This is a genomic window from Pseudomonas chlororaphis subsp. piscium, assembly GCF_003850345.1.
GTDB lineage: Bacteria > Pseudomonadota > Gammaproteobacteria > Pseudomonadales > Pseudomonadaceae > Aquipseudomonas > Aquipseudomonas piscium.
The window spans coordinates 1,895,947-1,919,041 of record NZ_CP027707.1; the positions used below are offsets into that span (position 1 = coordinate 1,895,947).

The window sequence follows — 23,095 nt, forward strand, 5'->3', positions numbered from 1 at the left end:
GAGTTGGCGTTCCACATCCGCTGTGCGGCCGAATGCGGGCTGCTACAGGGAAATGGCAGGGGAGGGGAGCACAAACGAATACGGCCTCTATAAAGAGGCCGTATCCGGTGCAGTCAAGACGTTAGCGCAAGGCAACAGGTCTTACTTGCGATCTTCCAGCTTGGTGATGTCGCGCGACTCGTAGCCGGTGTACAGCTGGCGAGGACGGCCGATCTTGTAAGGGCTGGAGAGCATTTCTTTCCAGTGCGAGATCCAGCCGACGGTACGCGCCAGGGCGAAGATCACGGTGAACATGCTGGTCGGAATGCCGATGGCCTTGAGGATGATCCCCGAGTAGAAGTCGACGTTCGGGTACAGCGAGCGTTCGATGAAGTACGGGTCGGTCAGGGCGATCTCTTCCAGGCGCATGGCCAGTTCGAGTTGTTTGTCGTGCTTGATGCCCAGCTCTTTCAGTACTTCGTCGCAGGTCTGCTTCATGACGGTGGCGCGTGGGTCGCGGTTCTTGTAGACGCGGTGACCGAAGCCCATCAGCTTGAACGGATCGCTCTTGTCCTTGGCCTTGGCGATGAACTTGTCGATGTTCGAGACATCGCCAATTTCGTCGAGCATGGTCAGTACCGCTTCGTTGGCGCCGCCGTGAGCCGGGCCCCAGAGTGCGGCGATGCCGGCAGCGATACAGGCGAACGGGTTGGCACCCGAGGAGCCCGCCAGGCGTACGGTGGAGGTCGATGCGTTCTGCTCGTGGTCGGCATGGAGGATGAAGATCCGGTCCATTGCCTTGGCCAGCACCGGGCTGATCGGTTTGATCTCGCACGGGGTGTTGAACATCATGTGCAGGAAGTTTTCCGCGTACGACAGGTCGTTGCGCGGGTACATCATGGGTTGGCCCATGGAGTACTTGTAAACCATCGCGGCCAGGGTCGGCATCTTGGCAACCAGGCGGATCGCGGAGATTTCGCGATGCTGCGGGTTATTGATGTCCAGGGAGTCGTGGTAGAAGGCCGAGAGGGCGCCGACTACGCCGCACATGACGGCCATCGGGTGGGCGTCGCGACGGAAGCCGTTGAAGAAGGTCTTCAACTGCTCGTGAACCATGGTGTGGTTCTTCACGTTGCTGACGAACTGGGCCTTCTGTTCTGCGGTCGGCAGCTCGCCGTTGAGCAGCAGGTAGCAGGTTTCCAGGTAGTCCGACTTTTCAGCCAACTGTTCGATCGGGTAGCCGCGGTGCAACAGAATGCCGTTGTCGCCGTCGATATAGGTGATTTTCGACTCGCAGGAGGCGGTCGACATGAAACCCGGGTCAAAGGTGAAGCGGCCCGTGGCCGTCAAGCCCCGAACATCGATTACATCGGGACCAACGGTGCCGGTTAAAATGGGCAGCTCGACGGGGGCTGCGCCCTCGATGATCAACTGCGCTTTTTTGTCAGCCATGTGGCCTCCTATTTATGCTTGAAATCATCAGACAGACCCCCCACGCAGGGCCCGCACCACTATAGTGAGATAAATCCGAATGTCAATTTGCCTAAAGTCTTGCCCCAGAAGGCTTTAACCGGACTTTTTCCTCGAAATTCCCCGCCATTTACGCCTTTTATCCGCCTAACGCAATGAGCTATTAGGGGAAGGGGATTGCGTTGTCATTAGTAGCCTAACTGTCTATACTCGGCCACCGACCGCCATGGGCTTTCGGGCCCGGTTTGATGGGGGTCGTCACTCCCTGGGTGGTGGGTACCTGACCAGTGCACTCCCCAACAACTTTGCCCTGATTGTTAGGGGCTCTTCAGTGTGAAAAAAGCCGTGAATAGCCAACGACCTGTAAACCTAGACCTAAGGACCATCAAACTCCCAGTCACTGCTTACACGTCCATCCTTCACCGTATTTCCGGTGTCATCCTCTTTGTGAGCCTTGCCATCATGCTTTATGCATTGGACAAGTCGCTCAGCTCCGAGGAAGGCTTCGGCGAGGTGAAAGCGTGTCTGACCAGTCCGCTAGCCAAGCTAGTGATTTGGGGCATCCTGTCCGCCTTGCTGTATCACTTGGTTGCCGGTGTGCGCCATTTGATCATGGACATGGGCATCGGTGAGACGCTGGAAGGCGGCAAGCTGGGCTCTAAAATCGTTATCGCCGTATCCGTGGTGGTAATCGTTCTGGCAGGAGTTTGGATATGGTAACTAACGTCACGAACCTGTCGCGTTCGGGCCTCTATGACTGGATGGCACAACGTGTGTCTGCGGTCGTTCTCGCGGCTTATTTCATCTTCCTGATCGGATACCTCGTTGCGAACCCGGGCCTTGGCTACGAGCAATGGCACGCACTGTTCTCCAACAACTGGATGCGTATCTTCAGCCTGCTGGCCATGGTTGCTCTGGGCGCTCACGCCTGGGTCGGCATGTGGACCATTTCGACCGACTACCTGACGCCGATGGCGCTGGGCAAATCGGCGACTGCAGTACGTTTCCTTTTCCAGGCAGTATGCGGCGTTGCAATGTTCGCCTACTTCGTCTGGGGTGTGCAGATTCTCTGGGGTATCTGATTCATGGCTAACATTCCAACGATTTCTTTCGACGCCATCATCATTGGCGGCGGCGGCGCCGGCATGCGTGCCGCATTGCAGCTGGCCCAGGGCGGCCACAAGACTGCAGTGATCACCAAGGTGTTCCCGACCCGCTCGCACACGGTGTCGGCTCAGGGCGGCATCACCTGCGCCATCGCGTCGGCCGACCCGAACGATGACTGGCGCTGGCACATGTACGATACCGTCAAGGGTTCCGACTACATCGGTGACCAGGACGCTATCGAATACATGTGTCAGGAAGGTCCGGCCGCAGTTTTCGAACTGGACCACATGGGTCTGCCGTTCTCCCGCACCGAAACCGGTCGTATCTACCAGCGTCCTTTCGGCGGTCAGTCCAAGGATTACGGTAAAGGCGGCCAGGCTGCCCGTACCTGCGCAGCTTCCGACCGTACCGGTCACGCACTGCTGCACACCCTTTATCAGGGCAACCTGAAAGCCGGCACCACCTTCCTGAACGAGTACTACGCCGTTGACCTGGTGAAGAACCAGGACGGCGCGTTCGTCGGTGTGATCGCGATCTGCATCGAAACCGGCGAAACCACCTACATCCGCGCGAAAGCCACCGTATTGGCGACCGGCGGTGCGGGTCGTATCTACGCATCCACCACCAACGCTCTGATCAACACCGGTGACGGTGTAGGCATGGCGCTGCGTGCCGGCGTGCCGGTACAAGACATTGAAATGTGGCAGTTCCACCCGACCGGCATCGCCGGCGCCGGTGTACTGGTTACCGAAGGTTGCCGTGGTGAAGGTGGTTACCTGATCAACAAGCACGGCGAGCGTTTCATGGAGCGTTATGCTCCGAACGCCAAAGACCTTGCCGGTCGTGACGTTGTTGCCCGTTCGATGGTTAAAGAAATCATCGCCGGCAACGGTTGCGGTCCGAATGGCGACCACGTGATGCTCAAGCTCGACCACCTGGGCGAGGAAGTGCTGCACAGCCGTCTGCCAGGTATCTGCGAACTGTCCAAGACTTTCGCTCACGTTGACCCGGTGGTTGCTCCGGTTCCGGTTGTTCCGACTTGCCACTATATGATGGGCGGCGTACCGACCAACATTCATGGTCAGGCGATCACTCAGAACGCTGAAGGCGTGGACGAGATCATTCATGGTCTGTTCGCAGTGGGTGAGGTGGCTTGCGTATCGGTTCACGGTGCCAACCGCCTGGGCGGCAACTCGCTGCTCGACCTGGTGGTATTCGGCCGCGCTGCTGGCCTGCACCTGGAAAAAGCCCTGACCGACGGTATCGACTACGACGACGCCACCGACGCCGACATCAATGCGGCCCTGGCGCGTCTGTCCGCTCTCAACGAGCGTACCGATGGCGAAGACGTGGCTACCCTGCGTCGCGAGCTGCAAAGCTGCATGCAGAACTACTTCGGCGTATTCCGTACCGGCGAATACATGCAGAAGGGCATCGCCCAGCTGGCCGAGCTGCGTACCCGCATCGCCAACGTCAAGATCAACGACAAGTCGCAGGCGTTCAACACTGCGCGTATCGAAGCACTGGAACTGCAGAACCTGCTGGAAGTGGCCGAAGCCACCGCCATCGCTGCCGAAGTGCGCAAAGAGTCCCGCGGCGCCCACGCCCGTGAAGACTTCGAAGACCGCGACGACGAAAACTGGCTGTGCCACACCCTGTACTTCCCGGGTGAGAAGCGCGTTGCCAAGCGTGCCGTTAACTTCTCGCCGAAGACTGTTCCGACTTTTGAACCAAAAGTCCGGACTTACTAAAGGGTGATCGATATGTTGCAAGTCGAAGTTTATCGTTACAACCCTGACACCGACTCCGCGCCGAAAACCCAGGTTTTCCAGGTCGACACCGGTGGCAAGGATCTGATGGTGCTGGACGTACTGGCGCTGATCAAAGAGCAGGACGAAGGTTTCTCCTATCGTCGCTCCTGCCGTGAAGGCGTTTGCGGTTCCGACGGCATGAACATCAACGGCAAGAACGGCCTGGCCTGCATCACGCCGCTGTCTGCCGTGGTGAAGAACAACAAGCTGGTTGTTCGTCCGCTGCCAGGTTTGCCGGTTATCCGTGACCTGGTCGTCGATATGAGCATCTTCTACAAGCAATACGAGAAGGTGAAGCCATTCCTGCAGAACGACACGCCGGCTCCGGCCATCGAACGTCTGCAGTCCCCTGAAGAGCGCGAAAAGCTCGATGGTCTGTACGAGTGCATCCTGTGCGCTTGCTGCTCGACTTCCTGCCCGTCCTTCTGGTGGAACCCGGACAAGTTCCTGGGTCCAGCTGCTCTGCTGCAAGCCTATCGCTTCCTGGCAGACAGCCGCGACACCAAGACGTCCGAGCGTCTGGCTTCGCTGGATGATCCGTTCAGCGTATTCCGCTGCCGCGGCATCATGAACTGCGTCAACGTTTGTCCGAAAGGCCTGAACCCGACTAAGGCCATCGGTCACATACGTAACATGCTGCTCTCGAGCGGCGTGTGATTCAGCTGCTGTAACCCAGCTGTTGTAAAGGCAGGACCGCTGTACCCGTAGAGGCTACGGCGCAGGCTTCAACCGGCGCCGTAGTTTTAAGCTGAGCAGCAGCTCACAAAGTTGCCGCTCGTATTTTGAAGAAATGAGACAAGCAGGGGCATCCGGGCTGGTACCCGGACTATCAGCGTGATCCTAAGTGGCTTGTTTTGGTCGCTGCACTCGGACTTTTGCAAGTTTGCTCGGTGTCTTCGCCGGTGGTGTTCCCCTAACCGAGGGTGACCAAGCATGCAAGAAAGCGTGATGCAGCGCATGTGGAACAGCGCCTACCTATCCGGTAGTAACGCTGCCTATGTGGAAGAGCTCTACGAGCTCTACCTGCACGACCCTAACGCTGTGCCAGAAGAGTGGCGCACTTACTTCCAGAAGTTGCCTACCGACGGCAGCACTGCCATCGATGTTTCGCACTCGACAATCCGCGATCATTTCGTGTTGCTGGCAAAGAACCAGCGCCGCGCCCAGCCGGTATCCGCCGGTAGCGTGAGCAGCGAGCACGAGAAGAAGCAAGTTGAAGTGCTGCGATTGATCCAGGCCTACCGTATGCGTGGCCACCAGGCAGCCCAGCTTGACCCGCTGGGGCTGTGGCAGCGTCCTGCACCTGCAGACCTGTCAATCAATCATTACGGCTTGACCAATGCCGATCTTGATACGACCTTCCGTGCCGGCGACCTGTTCATCGGCAAAGAGGAAGCGAGCCTACGCGAAATTCACGAAGCGTTGCAGCAGACATATTGCCGCACCATCGGCGCTGAATTTACGCATATCACCGATTCCGAGCAGCGCCAGTGGTTCCAGCAGCGTCTGGAAAGCGTACGCGGCCGTCCGACCTACTCCACGGATATCAAGGGTCACCTGCTCGAGCGCGTCACCGCAGCTGAAGGCCTCGAAAAATACCTGGGCACCAAGTACCCGGGCACCAAGCGTTTCGGCCTGGAAGGCGGCGAAAGCCTGATCCCGATGCTCGACGAGCTGATCCAGCGTTCCGGTTCCTACGGCACCAAGGAAGTCGTGATCGGCATGGCCCACCGTGGTCGCCTCAACGTCCTGGTCAACACCTTCGGCAAGAACCCGCGCGAGCTGTTCGACGAGTTCGAAGGCAAGAAGAAGGTCGAGCTGGGCTCCGGTGACGTCAAATACCACCAGGGCTTCTCGTCCAACGTGATGACCACAGGCGGTGAAGTTCACCTGGCCATGGCGTTCAACCCGTCCCACCTGGAAATCGTTTCGCCAGTGGTCGAGGGGTCGGTACGCGCCCGTCAGGATCGTCGCAACGACCAGACCGGTGACAAGGTTCTGCCAATCTCCATCCACGGTGACGCGGCATTCGCCGGTCAGGGCGTGGTGATGGAAACCTTCCAGATGTCGCAGACCCGCGGTTTCAAGACCGGCGGTACCGTGCACATCGTGATCAACAACCAGGTCGGTTTCACCATCAGCAACCCGCTGGACTCGCGTTCCACCGAGTACGCCACCGACGTCGCGAAAATGATCCAGGCGCCGATCCTCCATGTGAATGGTGATGATCCGGAAGCCGTATTGTTCGTGACCCAGCTGGCCATCGACTACCGCATGCAATACAAGCGCGATGTGGTGATCGACCTGGTCTGCTACCGTCGTCGCGGCCACAACGAAGCGGACGAGCCTAGCGGCACCCAGCCTCTGATGTACCAGCAGATCGCCAAGCAGCGCACCACCCGTGAGCTGTATGCCGATCGTCTGGTCCAGGGTAGCGTGCTCGACGCCGAGCGTGTTCAGGCGAAAGTCGACGAATACCGCAACGCGCTGGATAACGGCCTGCACGTCGTGAAGAGCTTGGTCAAAGAGCCGAACAAAGAGCTGTTCGTGGACTGGCGTCCGTACCTGGGCCACGCCTGGACTGCGCGTCACGACACCACCTTCGATCTGAAGACCCTGCAGGAACTGTCCGCCAAGCTGCTGGAGCTGCCGGAAGGCTTCGTGGTTCAGCGTCAGGTCGCGAAGATCTACGAAGACCGTCAGAAGATGCAAGCCGGCGGCCTGCCGATCAACTGGGGTTATGCCGAAACCATGGCATACGCGACCCTGGCGTTCGAAGGTCACCCGATTCGCATGACCGGCCAGGACATCGGCCGCGGTACGTTCTCGCACCGTCATGCGGTCCTGCACAACCAGAAAGACGCCAGCACCTACATTCCGCTGCAGCACCTGTACGACGGCCAGCCACGTTTCGATCTGTACGATTCGTTCCTGTCCGAAGAAGCCGTACTGGCGTTCGAATACGGTTACTCGACCACCACGCCAAACGCGCTGGTGATCTGGGAAGCCCAGTTCGGCGACTTCGCCAACGGTGCCCAGGTGGTAATCGACCAGTTCATCACCAGTGGCGAGCACAAGTGGGGCCGTCTCTGCGGTCTGACCATGCTGCTGCCGCACGGTTATGAAGGTCAGGGGCCGGAGCACTCTTCGGCTCGTCTGGAGCGTTACCTGCAGCTGTGCGCCGAGCACAACATCCAGGTCTGCATGCCGACTACCCCGGCCCAGATCTACCACCTGCTGCGTCGTCAGGTGATTCGCCCGCTGCGCAAGCCGCTGGTGGTCCTGACTCCGAAATCGCTGCTGCGTCATAAACTGGCCATCTCGACCCTGGAAGATCTGGCGGAAGGTTCGTTCCAGACCGTTATTCCGGAAATCGATGCCCAGGATCCAAAAGATGTAGGTCGCATCGTTCTGTGTAGCGGCAAGGTCTACTACGACCTGCTGGAAAAACGCCGTGCTGAAGGCCGTGATGACATCGCCATCGTGCGTATCGAGCAGCTGTACCCATTCCCTGAGGACGACCTGATCGAAGTCCTGGCTCCGTACAAGAACCTCAAACACATCGTTTGGTGTCAGGAAGAGCCAATGAACCAGGGTGCCTGGTACTGCAGCCAGCATCACATGCGTCGCATCATCAGCGGTCACAACAAGTCGCTCGTACTCGAGTACGCCGGTCGTGACGCTTCTGCTGCCCCAGCTTGTGGTTATGCATCGATGCACGCCGAGCAGCAGGAAAAACTGCTGCAAGATGCTTTCACTGTTTAACGCCTTCGCGCACCTGAAACCGAATTTAAGGAACCACAGATAATGGCTATCGAGATCAAAGCCCCCACTTTCCCGGAATCGGTTGCCGATGGCACCGTTGCCACCTGGCACAAAAAACCGGGCGACGCCGTCAAGCGCGACGAACTGATCGTCGACATCGAAACCGACAAGGTCGTGCTGGAAGTTCTGGCCACCGCTGACGGCGTGCTGGGCGCTATCGTCAAGAACGAAGGCGACACCGTTCTGTCCGACGAAGTACTGGGCTCCATCGCTGAAGGCGCTGCTGCCGCTGCTGCTCCAGCCGCTGCCGCACCAGCTGCCGCTCAGGCTGCAGTTCCTGCCGCCGAAGGCGAAGAAGATCCAATCGCTGCTCCTGCCGCGCGTAAGCTGGCTGAAGAGAACGGCATCAACATCGCTTCCGTTGCCGGTACCGGCAAAGGCGGTCGCGTGACCAAGGAAGACGTGGTTGCAGCCGTTGCTGCCAAGAAAGCCGCTCCGGCTGCCGCGCCTGCCAAGGCCGCTGCTCCAGCCGCCGCTGCTCCGGTATTCGCTGTCGGCGACCGCGTCGAGAAGCGCGTTCCGATGACCCGCCTGCGTGCCAAGGTTGCCGAGCGTCTGGTCGAAGCCCAGTCGAACATGGCGATGCTGACCACTTTCAACGAAGTCGACATGACCGAAGTCATGGCCCTGCGTTCGAAGTACAAGGATCTGTTCGAGAAGTCCCACAACGGCGTACGCCTGGGCTTCATGTCGTTCTTCGTCAAGGCTGCCACCGAAGCGCTGAAGCGTTTCCCAGCGGTTAACGCCTCGATCGACGGTTCCGACATCGTTTACCACGGCTACGCCGACATCGGTGTTGCCGTGTCCAGCGACCGCGGTCTGGTGGTTCCGGTTCTGCGTAACGCCGAACTGATGAGCCTGGCTGAAATCGAAGGCGGCATCGCCACCTTCGGCAAGAAAGCCCGTGACGGCAAACTGTCGATGGAAGAGATGACCGGCGGTACCTTCACCATCACCAACGGTGGTACTTTCGGTTCGATGATGTCGACTCCGATCGTCAACCCGCCACAAGCGGCGATCCTGGGCATGCACAACATTCTGCAGCGTCCTATGGCGATCAACGGTCAGGTGGTTATCCGTCCGATGATGTACCTGGCTCTGTCCTACGATCACCGTTTGATCGACGGCAAAGAAGCAGTGACCTTCCTGGTTACCATCAAGAACCTGCTGGAAGACCCGGCTCGTCTGCTGCTGGATATCTGATTTCGTAGCATGGGCCGATCAGCGATGATCGGCCTTTCGCCGAAACGAACAGCTTCGTCCCACGACGGCCTCCACAAGGGGCCGTCCGGTTTGATTCGAGAAGGAATGACACATGACTCAGAAATTCGACGTGGTAGTGATTGGCGCAGGCCCAGGCGGCTATGTAGCTGCCATTAAAGCTGCGCAACTCGGCCTCACGACTGCCTGCATCGAGAAATATACCGACAAGGAGGGCAAACTGGCCCTCGGCGGTACTTGCCTGAACGTCGGCTGCATCCCTTCCAAGGCGCTGCTGGACAGCTCCTGGAAATTCCACGAAGCCCAAGACGGTTTCGCAATCCACGGTATCAGCCACGCTGGCGTGTCCATGGACGTACCTGCGATGGTCGGCCGCAAAGCCAACATCGTGAAAAACCTGACCAGCGGTGTTGCCACCCTGTTCAAGGCCAACGGCGTGACCTCCATCCAGGGCCACGGCAAACTGCTGGCCGGCAAGAAAGTCGAAGTCACCAAGCCAGACGGCTCGGTGGAAGTGATCGAAGCCGAGAACGTCATCCTGGCGCCAGGCTCCCGTCCAATCGACATTCCACCAGCTCCGGTCGATCAGAAAGTGATCGTCGACTCCACCGGCGCCCTGGAATTCCAATCCGTACCAAAACGTCTGGGCGTGATCGGCGCTGGCGTGATCGGTCTGGAACTAGGTTCGGTATGGTCCCGTCTGGGCGCTGAAGTGACCGTCCTGGAAGCCCTGGACACCTTCCTGATGGCTGCCGACACCGCCGTCTCCAAGGAAGCGCTGAAAACCCTGACCAAACAGGGTCTGGACATCAAGCTGGGCGCTCGCGTCACCGGCTCCAAGGTCAACGGCGAAGAAGTGGTGGTGACCTACACTGATGCCAACGGCGAACAGAACATCACTTTCGACAAGCTGATCGTAGCCGTTGGTCGCCGTCCGGTGACCACTGATCTGCTGGCTGCCGATTGCGGCGTGACCCTCGACGAGCGTGGTTTCGTGCACGTTGACGATCACTGCGCCACCACCGTACCGGGCGTTTACGCGATCGGCGACGTGGTTCGCGGCATGATGCTGGCTCACAAGGCCTCGGAAGAGGGCATCATGGTCGTCGAGCGCATCAAGGGCCACAAGGCTCAGATGAACTATGACCTGATCCCTTCGGTTATTTATACTCACCCGGAAATCGCGTGGGTCGGTAAAACCGAGCAGACCTTGAAAGCTGAAGGCGTTGAAGTTAACGTCGGCACCTTCCCGTTCGCAGCCAGCGGCCGTGCCATGGCAGCCAACGACACCGGCGGTTTCGTAAAAGTCATCGCTGATGCCAAGACTGACCGCGTACTGGGCGTCCACGTGATCGGCCCGAGCGCGGCGGAACTGGTTCAGCAAGGTGCGATCGGCATGGAATTCGGCACCAGCGCCGAAGACCTGGGCATGATGGTTTTCTCCCATCCGACCCTGTCCGAAGCCCTGCACGAAGCAGCACTGGCAGTGAATGGCGGCGCCATCCACATCGCCAACCGCAAAAAGCGTTAAGACAATAAGAAACCACGGCGGATTGCCCGTCGTGAGCCTTGCGAGCAAGACTCACCGCGGAACGTCCGCTGGACTCGACCTCACGGGAATCTTCAGGCGTTGTGCCGCAGCCCAGGCTGCGGATGCGGGGCAGGGGAGTCCGGTGAGGAGCGGTCACAGGTGGCGCGGCACTCATCAAGAGCGCAGCGCCGAATGCGCAGTACCTAACGAAGACGGTAAAAAGCATGAATCTTCACGAGTATCAGGGTAAGCAGCTGTTCGCTGAATACGGCCTGCCAGTATCCAAAGGCTACGCGGTAGACACCCCGGAAGAAGCAGCAGAAGCTTGCGACAAGATCGGCGGCTCCGAGTGGGTTGTCAAAGCCCAGGTTCACGCCGGTGGTCGCGGTAAAGCGGGCGGCGTAAAGCTGGTTCGCAGCAAAGAAGACGCTAAAGCATTCGCTCAACAGTGGTTGGGCAAGCGTCTGGTGACTTACCAGACTGACGCCAATGGTCAGCCAGTCACCAAGATCCTGGTTGAATCGTGCACTGATATCGCTAAAGAGCTGTACCTGGGCGCTGTCGTCGACCGTTCGAGCCGTCGCATCGTGTTCATGGCTTCCACCGAAGGTGGCGTGGACATCGAGAAAATCGCTCACGACACTCCAGAAAAAATTCTCAAGGCCACTATCGATCCACTGGTTGGCGCTCAGCCATTCCAGGGTCGCGAGCTGGCTTTCCAGCTGGGCCTGGAAGGCAAGCAAGTCACTCAGTTCGCCAAGATCTTCGTAGGTCTGGCCAAACTGTTCCAGGACCACGATCTGGCACTGCTGGAAGTGAACCCGCTGGTGATCAAGGCTGATGGCGATCTGCACTGCCTGGACGCGAAGATCAACATCGACGCCAACGCCATGTACCGTCAGCCTAAGCTGAAGACTTTCCACGATCCGTCCCAGGACGATCCGCGCGAAGCGCACGCTGCCAAGTTCGAACTGAACTACGTGGCCCTGGAAGGCAACATCGGCTGCATGGTCAACGGTGCCGGCCTGGCCATGGGTACCATGGACATCGTCAACCTGCACGGCGGCAAGCCAGCCAACTTCCTCGACGTAGGTGGTGGCGCTACCAAAGAGCGCGTGACCGAAGCCTTCAAGATCATCCTGTCCGACACCAACGTCGCTGCAGTACTGGTCAACATCTTCGGCGGCATTGTTCGTTGCGACATGATTGCCGAAGGCATCATCGGTGCAGTGAAAGAAGTCGGCGTGAAAATCCCGGTTGTTGTTCGCCTTGAAGGCAACAACGCTGAACTGGGCGCTAAAGTACTGGCAGAAAGCGGCTTGAACATCATCGCTGCTACCAGCCTGACCGACGCTGCTCAACAAGTTGTCAAAGCTGCGGAGGGCAAATAATGAGCGTCCTGATCAATAAAGACACCAAAGTTATCTGCCAGGGTATTACCGGTTCGCAAGGTAGTTTCCACACCCAGCAAGCCATCGAGTACGGCACCAAGATGGTTGGCGGCGTAACTCCGGGCAAAGGCGGCACCGAGCACCTGGGTCTGCCTGTCTTCAACACCGTGAAAGACGCTGTAGCTGCCACTGGCGCCACCGCCAGCGTGATCTACGTTCCAGCTCCTTTCTGCAAGGACTCCATCCTGGAAGCGGCTTTCGGCGGCATCAAGCTGATCGTTTGCATCACCGAAGGCATTCCTACCCTGGATATGCTGGATGCCAAGGTCAAGTGCGACGAGCTGGGTGTTACCCTGATCGGCCCTAACTGCCCAGGCGTGATCACTCCAGGCGAATGCAAGATCGGCATCATGCCAGGTCACATTCACTTGCCAGGCAAGGTCGGTATCGTTTCCCGTTCCGGCACCCTGACTTACGAAGCCGTTAAGCAGACCACTGACGCCGGTTTCGGTCAGTCCACCTGCGTCGGCATCGGTGGTGACCCGATCCCAGGCTCCAACTTCATCGACATCCTGAAGCTGTTCCAGGAAGACCCGAAGACCGAAGCGATCGTGATGATCGGCGAGATCGGCGGTTCGGCTGAAGAAGAAGCGGCTGCCTACATCAAGGCTCACGTGACCAAGCCGGTTGTTTCCTACATCGCTGGTGTGACTGCTCCTCCGGGCAAGCGCATGGGCCATGCTGGCGCAATCATCTCTGGCGGCAAAGGCACTGCAGACGAGAAATTCGCTGCTCTGCAAGACGCAGGCGTGAAAACCGTGCGTTCGCTGGCAGACATCGGCAAGGCCCTGGCCGAGCTGACTGGCTGGGCTGTCAAGTAAGCCTCGCGCTTAGCTTGCAACTCTGCTGACAAAGGCCACCTTCGGGTGGCCTTTGTGCTTTCTGGCTGTCGGGAAGGGCCAGCGATAATGGCAAACGGCTATTTATCTATATAAACGCGACACGGAAATGTCGCTTATCGGACAGATCGCCCTCTAACAGTGCGTTTGTCTTACAAATTCGGTAGTCTAGCCGCCTCTTTTGCGTCTGCGTCCCACAAGGAAGCTGCGCGCTAAACGGGTCAGTCCTATACGGATCGACAGCATTTCCCTCACCCATAAGGGAAATCCCTCTCTAAATTCCGATTCAGTAGTGTGGTATTTCCTTAATGAAAGTGTTGAAAGGCCAGGACATTCTGGCACTGGGTTTTATGACCTTTGCCCTGTTCGTCGGGGCCGGCAATATCATCTTCCCGCCTATCGTCGGCTTGCAGTCCGGACCTAACGTCTGGATCGCGGCGCTGGGTTTTCTGATTACCGCGGTAGGCCTGCCGGTGGTGACCGTCGTGGCTCTGGCCAAGGTCGGCGGCGCGATGGACGCGCTGAGCAGCCCGATCGGCAAAATCGCCGGTGGCCTGCTGGCGGCGGTCTGCTACCTGGCGGTCGGCCCGTTGTTCGCGACGCCGCGTACCGCGACCGTATCCTTCGAAGTAGGCCTGGCGCCGCTGACCGGTGAAAGCCCGCTGGCGCTGTTCCTCTATAGCTCGGTGTATTTCCTGCTGGTGTTTTTCATCTCCCTCTACCCGGGACGCCTGCTGGACACCGTTGGGCGTTTCCTTGCGCCGCTGAAGATCATCGCCCTGGCCGTACTGGGCATTGCCGCGTTCGCCTTGCCGGCCGGTGATATCGGTGTGGCGACTCCCGAATACGTCGCGGCGCCGTTCTCCCAAGGCTTCATCAATGGTTACCTGACCATGGATACCCTGGGCGCGCTGGTGTTCGGCATCGTCATTGTCAACGCCATCCGTTCCCGCGGTGTCGAGTCGCCACGCCTGATCACCCGTTACGCGATTATCGCCGGGCTGATTGCCGGCGTCGGCCTGGCACTGGTGTATGTCAGCCTGTTCCGCCTGGGTTCGGGCAGCCACGAAGTCGCGGCCGGCGCCACCAACGGCGCGGCGGTGCTGCATGCTTACGTGCAACACACCTTCGGCTCCCTGGGCAGTGGTTTCCTGGCCGTGCTGATTTCCCTGGCCTGCCTGGTGACCGCGGTTGGTTTGACCTGTGCTTGCGCCGAGTACTTCAGCCGCGTACTGCCGCTGTCGTACAAGACCCTGGTGATCATCCTGGCGGCGTTCTCGCTGCTGGTGTCCAACCTGGGCCTGACCAAGCTGATCGCTTTCTCCATCCCGGTGCTGACCGCCATCTACCCGCCGTGCATCGCCCTGGTGGCCCTGAGCTTCTGCAAGGACTTCTGGCATGAGCAGGGCCGCATCGTCGGTCCGGTGATGCTGGTGTCCTTCCTGTTCGGCTTGATCGACGCCCTCAAGGGCGCCGGCCTGGCGGACTGGATGCCAACCCAGTTGATGCACCTGCCGCTGAGCGAGCAGGGCCTGGCGTGGCTGGTGCCTTCGGTCATGACCCTGGTGGTCGCGGTGGTCTGCGACCGCCTGCTGGGCAAGCGCAGCGAAGCGCTGGCCTAAACCGCCATCTGCCGGGGCCCGTCACAAGCGGGCACCGAGTAGCCAAAAAAATGCCCCGTATCCAGCGATACGGGGCATTTTTTATGGGCGACGGATGGTGTCTTTTTTCCTCGATCAACGTCGAAGCAGTGCCAGTTGTATCCGCACTCTGCCAACGCCTATCCGGGAACCTGCATGTCGTTCGTCGAAGCCAACCTGATCCATCTCATCGCCGCACTCTGGTTTGTCATCTGCTGGGGCGGCTATACCCGCTACGCCACCTGGAAGGGCCGCGACACCGCGTGCCTGGCCAGCGTGCTGCACCTGTACCGGGAAGACTGGATGCGCCGCATGCTGCTGCGCGACAACCGCATCGCCGACGCCAGCGTGATCGGCAACCTGGAGCGCAATGCCTCGTTTTTTGCCTCCAGCACCCTGATTATCCTCGCCGGTATCCTCACGGTGCTCGGCGCTTCCGAACGCGCGGTATCACTGCTGGCCGACATTCCGATGGTGCAGCAGGCCTCCCAGGGCATGTCCGAGATCAAGCTGCTGTGCCTGGCCCTGGTATTCGTCTACGCCTTCTTCACCTTCAGCTGGTGCATGCGCCAGTACAACTTCGCCGCCATCCTCGTAGGCTCGGCACCGATGATCGGTGAGCGACATGTTTCCGAACAGGAGCGCAAAGCCTTTGCCCTGCGGGCTGCGCGGGTGATTTCCATGGCCGCCAACCAGTTCAACTTCGGCCTGCGTTCCTATTACTTCGGCATGAGCATGCTGGCCTGGTTCGTCAGCCCCTGGCTGTTCATGCTGATGAGCGCGGGCGTGGTGCTGGTGCTGTACCGCCGGGAGTTTCATTCCGACGTGTTGGACGTGATGGTCTATACCCCTACAGAGGCGCCATTGCCCGAGGTGAACAAGGAGATTGCCTGATGAGTATCGCGTTCTGGTGTGTGTTTATCAGCGCGCTGCTGATTTATGTGGCACGGATGCCGGTGGCCAGGGCCATGAAAGAGCAGGGCGGTTACAACAATCACCTGCCACGCCAGCAACAGGCGCAGCTCACCGGGTTCGGTGCCCGGGCGGTGGCGGCGCACCAGAACAGCTTCGAAGCCTTCATGTTATTCGCGGTCGGGGTCCTGATGGCCCATACCACCCAGACTCAGGGTTGGTTGATCGACGGCCTGGCGATCGTCTTTGTCATTACGCGAGTTATCTATCTGCTGTGTTATTGGGCGGATCTTGCCTGGCAGCGCAGTCTGGTCTGGTTTATCGGTCTGCTCTGTTCAATGTTGCTGATGCTTAGTCCGATTTTTCGCCGCCTGTTGGCGTAGAGTTATTCCAGACAAAGTAAAGCCCGCACTAGGCGGGCTTTCTTTTTGCTGCACTAAAACCGGATTAGTTGGTTTTAGGAGCGGCTTCCTTGGCAGCTTCTTCAACAGCTGCTTTGCTCGATTCAACCTGATCTTTGGCTGCATCGACGGTTTCTTTTGCGGCTTCGCTCACTTTATCCTGAGCTTCGTTCAGTTTCTGTTGAGCTTGCTCAGCATGTTGGTTGGCATCTTGAGCTTTGTCCTCGGATTTTTTATCGCAGGCAGCGAGACCGAGGGAAGCGGTCAGCATCAGGGCAATAGCTAAAGTCTTACGCATGGGGTGTTTCTCCTTATTGAAGATATCTTCTGGCCTTTCGAGCATGGCTCTACAGGTTAAGTTCCTTGAAAGCGAAAGATATATAAAGTGCCAGCAATATGGAACTTTTAGCTGTCCCGTTAACCGAGCGGTTTTGACACCAACTAGAGAGTTGCCTTATGGAGCAAAACCCTGTTTTTGAGCGTGCGACGCGGTTTTTATCGGCGCTGCGCCATTGCCAGGTATTGGCAATGAGCGTGCACAGCGCTTCAAAAGACGGCATCACCCTGATGCTGCCTTACAGCCCGCAGATAGTCGGTAACCCTCAGACCGGGGTGATCCACGGTGGCGCGCTGACCTCGTTGATGGACACCGCCTGCGGCATGGCCACCTTGTGCGTCCTGCCGGAATTCGAAGTCTGTCCGACCCTGGACTTGCGTGTCGATTACATGCACCCGGCAGAGCCGGGCAAAAGCGTATATGGCTTTGCCCAGTGCTATCGGGTGACCACCGATGTGATTTTCACTCGCGGTTTTGCCTACCAGGACGATCCCGAGCACCCCGTTGCCCATGTGGTGGGCACCTTCATGCGCATGGGCAAGGGCCTCAAGGGCAGCAAAGATTTTGCCGGCGCCATCAAGGGTGAGCAGCCATGAGCGACGATTTCCAGAAGCAAGTGCGGCATGCCCACCAGCAAGGCGATTACGCGGCACTGCTGCAGCTGATTCCCTACGCCAGGCTGATCGGTATCGAGTGTTCGCGGCAGGGCGATGGGTTGCTGTTTCGCCTGCCCGCCAACCGCGACAACATTGGCAACCCGTTGCTGCCGGCCCTGCACGGTGGGGTGATCGCCGGTTTCATGGAGCTGGCGGCGGCCCTGCATCTGTTGATTGGCACCGGTTCGCCCGGAGTGCCGAAGATCATCGACTTCTCCCTCGACTACCTGCGGGCCGGGCAATTTCGCGATACCTATGCCAGATGCCAGGTCTGCCGCCAGGGCCGGCGGGTGGCGAACGTGGCCATCACCGCCTGGCAGAGCAGCGCGGAGGAGCCGATTGCCACCGCCCGAGCACATTTCAAGCTTGAAGAAAGTCCAGGCCCTTGAAATCTCAGGTAGAGCCCCCAACTCTGTGGACATCCCGCCGTAAGCCCTCCGGGCGCGGCTTATGCCATCTGATTGGAGTTTGATGACCATGAGTGTGGAAACTCAAAAGGAAACCCTGGGCTTCCAGACCGAGGTAAAGCAGCTGCTGCACCTCATGATCCATTCGCTGTATTCCAACAAGGAAATCTTCCTTCGCGAACTGATCTCGAACGCCTCTGACGCTGTCGACAAATTGCGCTTCGAAGCCCTGTCCAAGCCTGAGTTGCTGGAAGGTGGCGCGGAGCTGAAAATCCGTGTGAGCTTCGACAAGGACGCCAAGACCGTCACCCTCGAAGACAACGGCATCGGCATGAGCCGGGAAGATGTGATCACCCACCTGGGGACCATCGCCAAGTCCGGCACCGCCGACTTCATGAAAAACCTCACGGGCGACCAGAAGAAGGATTCGCACCTGATCGGCCAGTTCGGCGTGGGCTTCTATTCCGCCTTCATCGTCGCCGACAAGGTCGATGTCTTCACCCGTCGTGCCGGCCTCGCTGCCAGCGAAGGCGTGCACTGGTCCTCCAAGGGCGAGGGCGAGTTCGAAGTCGCGACCATCGACAAGGCCGACCGCGGCACCCGTATCGTCCTGCACCTGAAATCCGGCGAAGACGAGTTCGCCGATGGCTGGCGCCTGCGCAACATTATCAAGAAGTACTCCGACCATATCGCCCTGCCGATCGAGCTGCCGAAAGAGGCCGCTGCCGCTGAGGGTGAAGAGAAGCCTGCGCAGGAATGGGAAACCGTCAACCGCGCCAGTGCCCTGTGGACCCGTCCGCGCACCGAGATCAAGGACGAGGAATACCAGGAGTTCTACAAGCACATCGCCCACGATTTCGAGAACCCGCTGAGCTGGAGCCACAACAAGGTCGAAGGCAAGCTGGAATACAGCTCGCTGCTGTACGTGCCGGCCCGTGCGCCATTCGACCTGTACCAGCGTGAAGCGCCGAAAGGCCTGAAGCTGTACGTGCAGCGTGTGTTCGTGATGGACCAGGCGGAATCCTTCCTGCCGCTGTACCTGCGCTTCATCAAGGGTGTGGTCGACTCCAACGACCTGTCGCTGAACGTGTCGCGGGAAATCCTGCAGAAAGACCCGATCATCGACTCCATGAAGTCGGCGCTGACCAAGCGCGTACTGGACATGCTGGAAAAACTGGCGAAGAACGAGCCTGAGCAATACAAGGGCTTCTGGAAAAACTTCGGCCAGGTGATGAAAGAAGGCCCGGCCGAAGACTTCGCCAACAAGGAAAAGATCGCCGGCCTGCTGCGCTTCGCCTCCACCCAGGGCGACGACGGCGAGCAGAATGTCTCCCTGGCCGACTACCTGGCGCGCGCCAAGGAAGGCCAGGACAAGATCTACTACCTCACCGGCGAAACCTACGCGCAGGTCAAGAACAGCCCGCACCTGGAAGTCTTCCGCAAGAAAGGCATCGAAGTGCTGCTGCTGACCGACCGCATCGACGAGTGGCTGATGAGCTACCTGAGCGACTTCGACGGCAAGAGCTTTGTCGACGTGGCGCGTGGTGATCTGGACCTGGGCAACCTGGACTCGGAAGAGGACAAAAAGGCCGCGGAAGAAGTCGCCAAGAGCAAGGAAGGCCTGGTGGAGCGGATCAAGACCGCCCTGGGCGAGAGCGTCAGCGAAGTGCGGGTTTCCCACCGCCTGACCGACTCCCCGGCGATCCTGGCGATCGGCGAGCAGGACCTGGGCCTGCAGATGCGCCAGATCCTCGAGGCCAGCGGGCAGAAGGTGCCGGATTCCAAGCCGATCTTCGAATTCAACCCGGCTCACCCGTTGATCGAGAAACTCGACGGCGAGCGGAGCGACGAGCGCTTCGGCGATCTGTCGCACATCCTCTTCGATCAGGCGGCCCTGGCTGCCGGCGACAGCTTGAAAGACCCGGCCGCCTATGTGCGCCGCCTGAACAAGCTGCTGGTTGAACTGTCGGTTTAACTGCGTTGTATAAAAACCCGCTTCGGCGGGTTTTTTCATTCCGGTGTTTTTGAATCAGGAGTCTGAAATGAGCCAAGTCACTGTTCGTTCCCTGGTCTACCAGATTGATGGTCAATCCTATGAAAGCCGCCTGGCGTTCGATGCCAGCCACAAAGGGCCGCGTCCGGGGCTGTTGATGGCGCCGAACTGGATGGGGGTCAGCGCCGGTGCCGAGAAGATTGCCGAGGCGGTGGCCGCCAAGGGGTATGTGGTGCTGATCGCCGACCTGTACGGGCAACAGGTCCGTCCGAGCAACGGCGACGAGGCGGGCGCCGCCATGATGCCGCTGAAGAATGATCGGGCCTTGCTGCGCAAGCGCATGCAGGCAGCCTTCGAGGCGCTGCAAAGCCAGCGGGAAGCTGCGTTGGACAAGGCCAGGCTGGCCACTTTCGGCTTCTGCTTCGGTGGTTGCTGCTCCCTGGAGCTGGCACGCAGCGGCGCGCCCCTGAAAGCCGCGGTGTCCTTCCACGGCAGCCTGGATACGCCGAACCCGGCCGACGCGCGGAACATCAAGGGCGCGGTGCTGGTGCTGCATGGCGCCTCCGACCCGTTGGTGCCGAAAGAGCAGTTGCCGGCCTTCGAAGAGGAAATGAACGCCGCGGGCGTGGATTGGCAACTGCTGAGCTACGGCGGCGCGGTGCATTCCTTCACCGATCCGCACGCCAATGTGCCGGGAACGATGATGTACGACGCCAAGACCGCGGGCCGTGCCTTCACCTCGATGCACAACCTGCTGGATGAAGTGTTCAAGGGCTGAGCCCCGGGAACGGCAAGCCCGCCTGGCAACGCAATGCGGCTCTCAGTGAGCCGCCTTATACGCCAGGCGGGCTTTTTTGTGTCTGTCAGCCATTCAGATCCGCGTCAACGCCTGGGCCAGGTCGGCGCGCAGGTCCTCCACATCCTCGACTCCCACGGACAAACGCACCAGAGCGTCGCCGATACCGAGCTGCGCCCGGGTGTCCGCGGGAATGCTGGCGTGGGTCATGATCGCCGGGTGCTCGATCAGGCTTTCCACCCCGCCCAGGCTTTCGGCCAGGGCGAAGATCCGCACGTTTTCGAGAAAACGCTTGGCACCGGCCAGGTCGCAGTTCAGATCGAGGGAGATCATCCCGCCGAAACCGCGCATCTGCCGCTGCGCCAGGGCGTGCTGCGGATGTGACGGCAAGCCCGGGTAGTAGACCCGCGCCACCTGGGGCTGGCGCTCCAGCCATTGCGCCAGCTCCAGGGCATTGCTGCAGTGGCGTTCCATGCGCAGCGCCAGGGTTTTCACTCCGCGCAGGGTGAGGAAGGCGTCGAACGGCCCGGCGATGGCCCCCACGGCGTTCTGCAGGAAGCCCAGGCGCTCGGCCAGGTCGGGGTTCTGCCCGACCACCGCGATACCGCCGATCACATCGGAGTGGCCGTTGAGGTACTTGGTCGTCGAGTGCAGCACGATATCGAAGCCCAGTTCCAGCGGGCGCTGGATCCACGGGCTGGCAAAGGTGTTATCGGCGACGCAGATGATGCCCCGGGCGCGGCAGATGCGCGCGATGGCGGCGAGGTCGGTAAGGCGCAGCAGGGGGTTGCTCGGGGTCTCGACCATGACCATCTGGGTGTCGTCCTGCAGCGCCGCTTCGAAGGCCGAGAGGTCGGACAGGTCGACGAAGCTGAAGCGATGCCCGGCGCTGCGCCGGCGCACCCGTTCGAACAGGCGGAAGGTGCCGCCGTACAGGTCATTGCCGGAAACGATATGCGCGCCGGCGTCGAGCAATTCGAGCACGCTGGAAATCGCCGCCAGCCCGGAGGCGAAGGCGAAGGCCTGGGTGCCGCTCTCGAGGTCCGCCACGCAGCGTTCCAGCGCCCAGCGCGTGGGGTTGTGCGAGCGCCCGTAGTCCAGCCCCTTGTGCACTCCGGGGCTCTGCTGGGCATAGGTGGAGTTGGCGTAGATCGGCGGCATCAGCGCCCCGGTGGAAGGGTCCGGCGTTTGCCCCGCATGGATTACCCGGGTAGCGAAGGCACGCGGTGCGCCGGTTTCATCCTGTTGACTCATGTTAGCGATCTCCGTAAGTGATTGAGCATGTCGACCCGGGTAATCAAGCCGTGGAAGCCCGAGGCGTCGGCGATGATCGCCACGAAGCCACGGTCGAGTTCCGCCTCCAGTTCGGCCAGGCTGGCGCTGGGAGGCAGGGTTTCCAACTGATCGCTCATGGCGCTGGCCACGGTCTTGCGAAAGTGCGAAGCGTCTTCGTGCACGCCCAGCAGGATGTCCGACTCGTCGATCACCCCGATCAGCCGCTGCCCGTCCACCAGCACCGGCAGTTGCGAGACGTCGGCCAGGCGCATGCGCTGGAAGGCGGTGAGCAGGGTGTCGTCCGGCCCGACGCTGATTACCCGGCCGTCCTCGAAGCGTCGCGCGATCAGGTCGCGCAGATCGCCGTAGCGCTTGCGTGCAAGCAGGCCCTGATCGTTCATCCATTGGTCGTTGTAGACCTTCGACAGGTAGCGGGTGCCGGTGTCGCAGACGAAGCTGACCACCCGTTTCGGCTCGGTCTGCTCGCGGCAGTAGCGTAGTGCCGCGGCCAGCAGGGTGCCGGTCGAAGAGCCGCCGAGAATGCCCTCGGCGCGCAGCAGTTGGCGGGCGTGCTCGAAGCTTTCCTCGTCGCTGATGGAGTAGGCCTTGCGCACGCTGGAAAGGTCGGCAATGGACGGAATGAAGTCTTCACCGATGCCTTCCACCGCCCAGGAGCCAGGCGTATCCAGGGTGCCACTGCGGCTGTATTCGGCCATCACCGAGCCCACCGGGTCGGCCAGGACCATCTCCAGGTCCGGCTGCACCCGGCGGAAGAACCGGGTCAAGCCGGTCAGGGTGCCGGCCGAGCCGACGCCGACCACTATGGCGTCCACATCATGTTGGGTCTGGGCCCAGATTTCCGGCGCCGTGCTGCACTCGTGGGCCAGCGGGTTGGCCGGGTTGTTGAACTGATCGGCGAAGAAGGCGTCGGGAATCTCCTTGGTCAGTCGCGCGGCCATGTCCTGGTAGTAGTCAGGGTGGCCCTTGCCGACGTCGGAGCGGGTGATGTGCACTTCGGCGCCCATCGCCTTGAGGTGCAGGACCTTCTCGGTGGACATCTTGTCCGGCACCACCAGGACCACCCGGTAGCCCTTGGCGCGACCGACCAGGGCCAGGCCGAGGCCAGTGTTGCCGGCGGTGGCCTCGACTATGGTGCCACCGGGTCGCAGGCGGCCGTCGCGCTCGGCGGCGTCGATCATCGCCAGGCCGATGCGGTCTTTGATCGAACCTCCGGGGTTTTGCGATTCAAGCTTGAGAAACAGCGTACAGGGGCCGGTATCGAAACGGCTGACACGCACCAGCGGCGTGTTGCCGATCAGTTCGAGCACGGCAGGACGGGAGTCGTTTGGCATGTGGTCACCTCGCTGCGCAAAGTTGCGCTGGATGGACAGCGACCCACGGCGAATCATCGCGCGGCGGTCGCAGGCAATGCATCGCTTGGACC

At 60.0% G+C, this 23,095-nt stretch carries 20 protein-coding genes; 16 read left to right on the top strand and 4 right to left on the bottom strand.

Annotated elements, in window-relative coordinates; all coding sequences use genetic code 11:
* Positions 1–141: 141 nt before the first annotated feature.
* Positions 142–1,431, bottom strand: coding sequence for a citrate synthase (gene gltA, locus C4K38_RS08660; protein WP_009047765.1), 1,290 nt, complete (start codon positions 1,429–1,431; stop codon positions 142–144).
* Positions 1,432–1,782: 351 nt separating this feature from the next.
* On the opposite strand from gltA, the gene sdhC reads away from it, so the two are divergent.
* From sdhC to C4K38_RS08720, 12 genes are all read left to right on the top strand, one after another.
* The gene (sdhC, locus tag C4K38_RS08665) at positions 1,783–2,169 is read left to right on the top strand and encodes a succinate dehydrogenase, cytochrome b556 subunit (RefSeq protein ID WP_169915034.1); all 387 of its coding nucleotides are present in this window, start codon (positions 1,783–1,785) and stop codon (positions 2,167–2,169) included.
* Complete coding sequence (gene sdhD, locus C4K38_RS08670) at positions 2,163–2,531, top strand: succinate dehydrogenase, hydrophobic membrane anchor protein (protein ID WP_007931497.1); 369 nt, start codon at positions 2,163–2,165, stop codon at positions 2,529–2,531. Before sdhC ends, sdhD begins: the two co-directional genes overlap by 7 nt.
* A gap of 3 nt (positions 2,532–2,534) precedes the next feature.
* Positions 2,535–4,307, top strand: coding sequence for a succinate dehydrogenase flavoprotein subunit (gene sdhA, locus C4K38_RS08675; RefSeq protein WP_053278010.1), 1,773 nt, complete (start codon positions 2,535–2,537; stop codon positions 4,305–4,307).
* A gap of 12 nt (positions 4,308–4,319) precedes the next feature.
* Positions 4,320–5,024 carry a succinate dehydrogenase iron-sulfur subunit gene (locus C4K38_RS08680; RefSeq protein ID WP_007931501.1) on the top strand — a complete coding sequence of 235 codons (705 nt, stop codon included), beginning with the start codon at positions 4,320–4,322 and terminating at the stop codon, positions 5,022–5,024.
* Positions 5,025–5,300: 276 nt separating this feature from the next.
* Positions 5,301–8,132, top strand: coding sequence for a 2-oxoglutarate dehydrogenase E1 component (locus C4K38_RS08685; RefSeq protein WP_025805260.1), 2,832 nt, complete (start codon positions 5,301–5,303; stop codon positions 8,130–8,132).
* Between the two features lie 42 nt (positions 8,133–8,174).
* Positions 8,175–9,395, top strand: coding sequence for a 2-oxoglutarate dehydrogenase complex dihydrolipoyllysine-residue succinyltransferase (odhB, locus tag C4K38_RS08690; protein ID WP_053278011.1), 1,221 nt, complete (start codon positions 8,175–8,177; stop codon positions 9,393–9,395).
* A gap of 112 nt (positions 9,396–9,507) precedes the next feature.
* Positions 9,508–10,944 carry a dihydrolipoyl dehydrogenase gene (lpdA, locus tag C4K38_RS08695; RefSeq protein ID WP_025805261.1) on the top strand — a complete coding sequence of 479 codons (1,437 nt, stop codon included), beginning with the start codon at positions 9,508–9,510 and terminating at the stop codon, positions 10,942–10,944.
* A 224-nt stretch (positions 10,945–11,168) separates the two neighbouring features.
* Positions 11,169–12,335 (top strand): ADP-forming succinate--CoA ligase subunit beta, encoded by a 1,167-nt coding sequence (gene sucC / locus C4K38_RS08700; protein ID WP_007931510.1) that lies wholly within the window; start codon positions 11,169–11,171, stop codon positions 12,333–12,335.
* The gene (gene sucD / locus C4K38_RS08705; protein WP_003223019.1) at positions 12,335–13,216 is read left to right on the top strand and encodes a succinate--CoA ligase subunit alpha; all 882 of its coding nucleotides are present in this window, start codon (positions 12,335–12,337) and stop codon (positions 13,214–13,216) included. Before sucC ends, sucD begins: the two co-directional genes overlap by 1 nt.
* A 326-nt stretch (positions 13,217–13,542) precedes the next feature.
* Positions 13,543–14,856 (top strand): branched-chain amino acid transport system II carrier protein, encoded by a 1,314-nt coding sequence (gene brnQ / locus C4K38_RS08710; RefSeq protein ID WP_053278012.1) that lies wholly within the window; start codon positions 13,543–13,545, stop codon positions 14,854–14,856.
* 174 nt (positions 14,857–15,030) lie between these two features.
* A complete protein-coding gene (locus tag C4K38_RS08715) occupies positions 15,031–15,768 on the top strand; it encodes a DUF599 domain-containing protein (protein WP_053278013.1) in 738 nt (245 codons plus the stop codon).
* Positions 15,768–16,169, top strand: coding sequence for an MAPEG family protein (locus tag C4K38_RS08720; protein ID WP_053278014.1), 402 nt, complete (start codon positions 15,768–15,770; stop codon positions 16,167–16,169). The genes C4K38_RS08715 and C4K38_RS08720 overlap by 1 nt, the downstream gene beginning before the upstream one ends.
* A gap of 64 nt (positions 16,170–16,233) precedes the next feature.
* Here C4K38_RS08720 and C4K38_RS08725 read toward each other — a convergent pair whose 3' ends face one another.
* Positions 16,234–16,485, bottom strand: a complete 252-nt coding sequence (locus C4K38_RS08725; protein WP_053278337.1) for a hypothetical protein — start codon at positions 16,483–16,485, stop codon at positions 16,234–16,236.
* A gap of 158 nt (positions 16,486–16,643) precedes the next feature.
* On the opposite strand from C4K38_RS08725, the gene C4K38_RS08730 reads away from it, so the two are divergent.
* The 4 genes from C4K38_RS08730 to C4K38_RS08745 all read left to right on the top strand — a co-directional run bounded on the left by C4K38_RS08730 (position 16,644) and on the right by C4K38_RS08745 (position 20,358).
* Positions 16,644–17,120 carry a PaaI family thioesterase gene (locus C4K38_RS08730; RefSeq protein ID WP_053278015.1) on the top strand — a complete coding sequence of 159 codons (477 nt, stop codon included), beginning with the start codon at positions 16,644–16,646 and terminating at the stop codon, positions 17,118–17,120.
* Entirely contained in the window at positions 17,117–17,569 is a 453-nt protein-coding gene (locus C4K38_RS08735) for a PaaI family thioesterase (protein ID WP_053278016.1), read from the top strand. The genes C4K38_RS08730 and C4K38_RS08735 overlap by 4 nt, the downstream gene beginning before the upstream one ends.
* 88 nt (positions 17,570–17,657) lie before the next feature.
* Positions 17,658–19,562, top strand: a complete 1,905-nt coding sequence (gene htpG, locus C4K38_RS08740) for a molecular chaperone HtpG (protein ID WP_025805268.1) — start codon at positions 17,658–17,660, stop codon at positions 19,560–19,562.
* 67 nt (positions 19,563–19,629) lie between these two features.
* Entirely contained in the window at positions 19,630–20,358 is a 729-nt protein-coding gene (locus C4K38_RS08745) for a dienelactone hydrolase family protein (protein ID WP_053278017.1), read from the top strand.
* Positions 20,359–20,451: 93 nt separating this feature from the next.
* Here the strand turns inward: C4K38_RS08745 and C4K38_RS08750 are convergent, their stop codons facing one another.
* Positions 20,452–21,630, bottom strand: coding sequence for a trans-sulfuration enzyme family protein (locus tag C4K38_RS08750; protein ID WP_053278018.1), 1,179 nt, complete (start codon positions 21,628–21,630; stop codon positions 20,452–20,454).
* A complete protein-coding gene (locus C4K38_RS08755; RefSeq protein WP_053278338.1) occupies positions 21,627–23,003 on the bottom strand; it encodes a pyridoxal-phosphate dependent enzyme in 1,377 nt (458 codons plus the stop codon). Before C4K38_RS08755 ends, C4K38_RS08750 begins: the two co-directional genes overlap by 4 nt.
* Between the last annotated feature and the right edge of the window lie 92 nt (positions 23,004–23,095).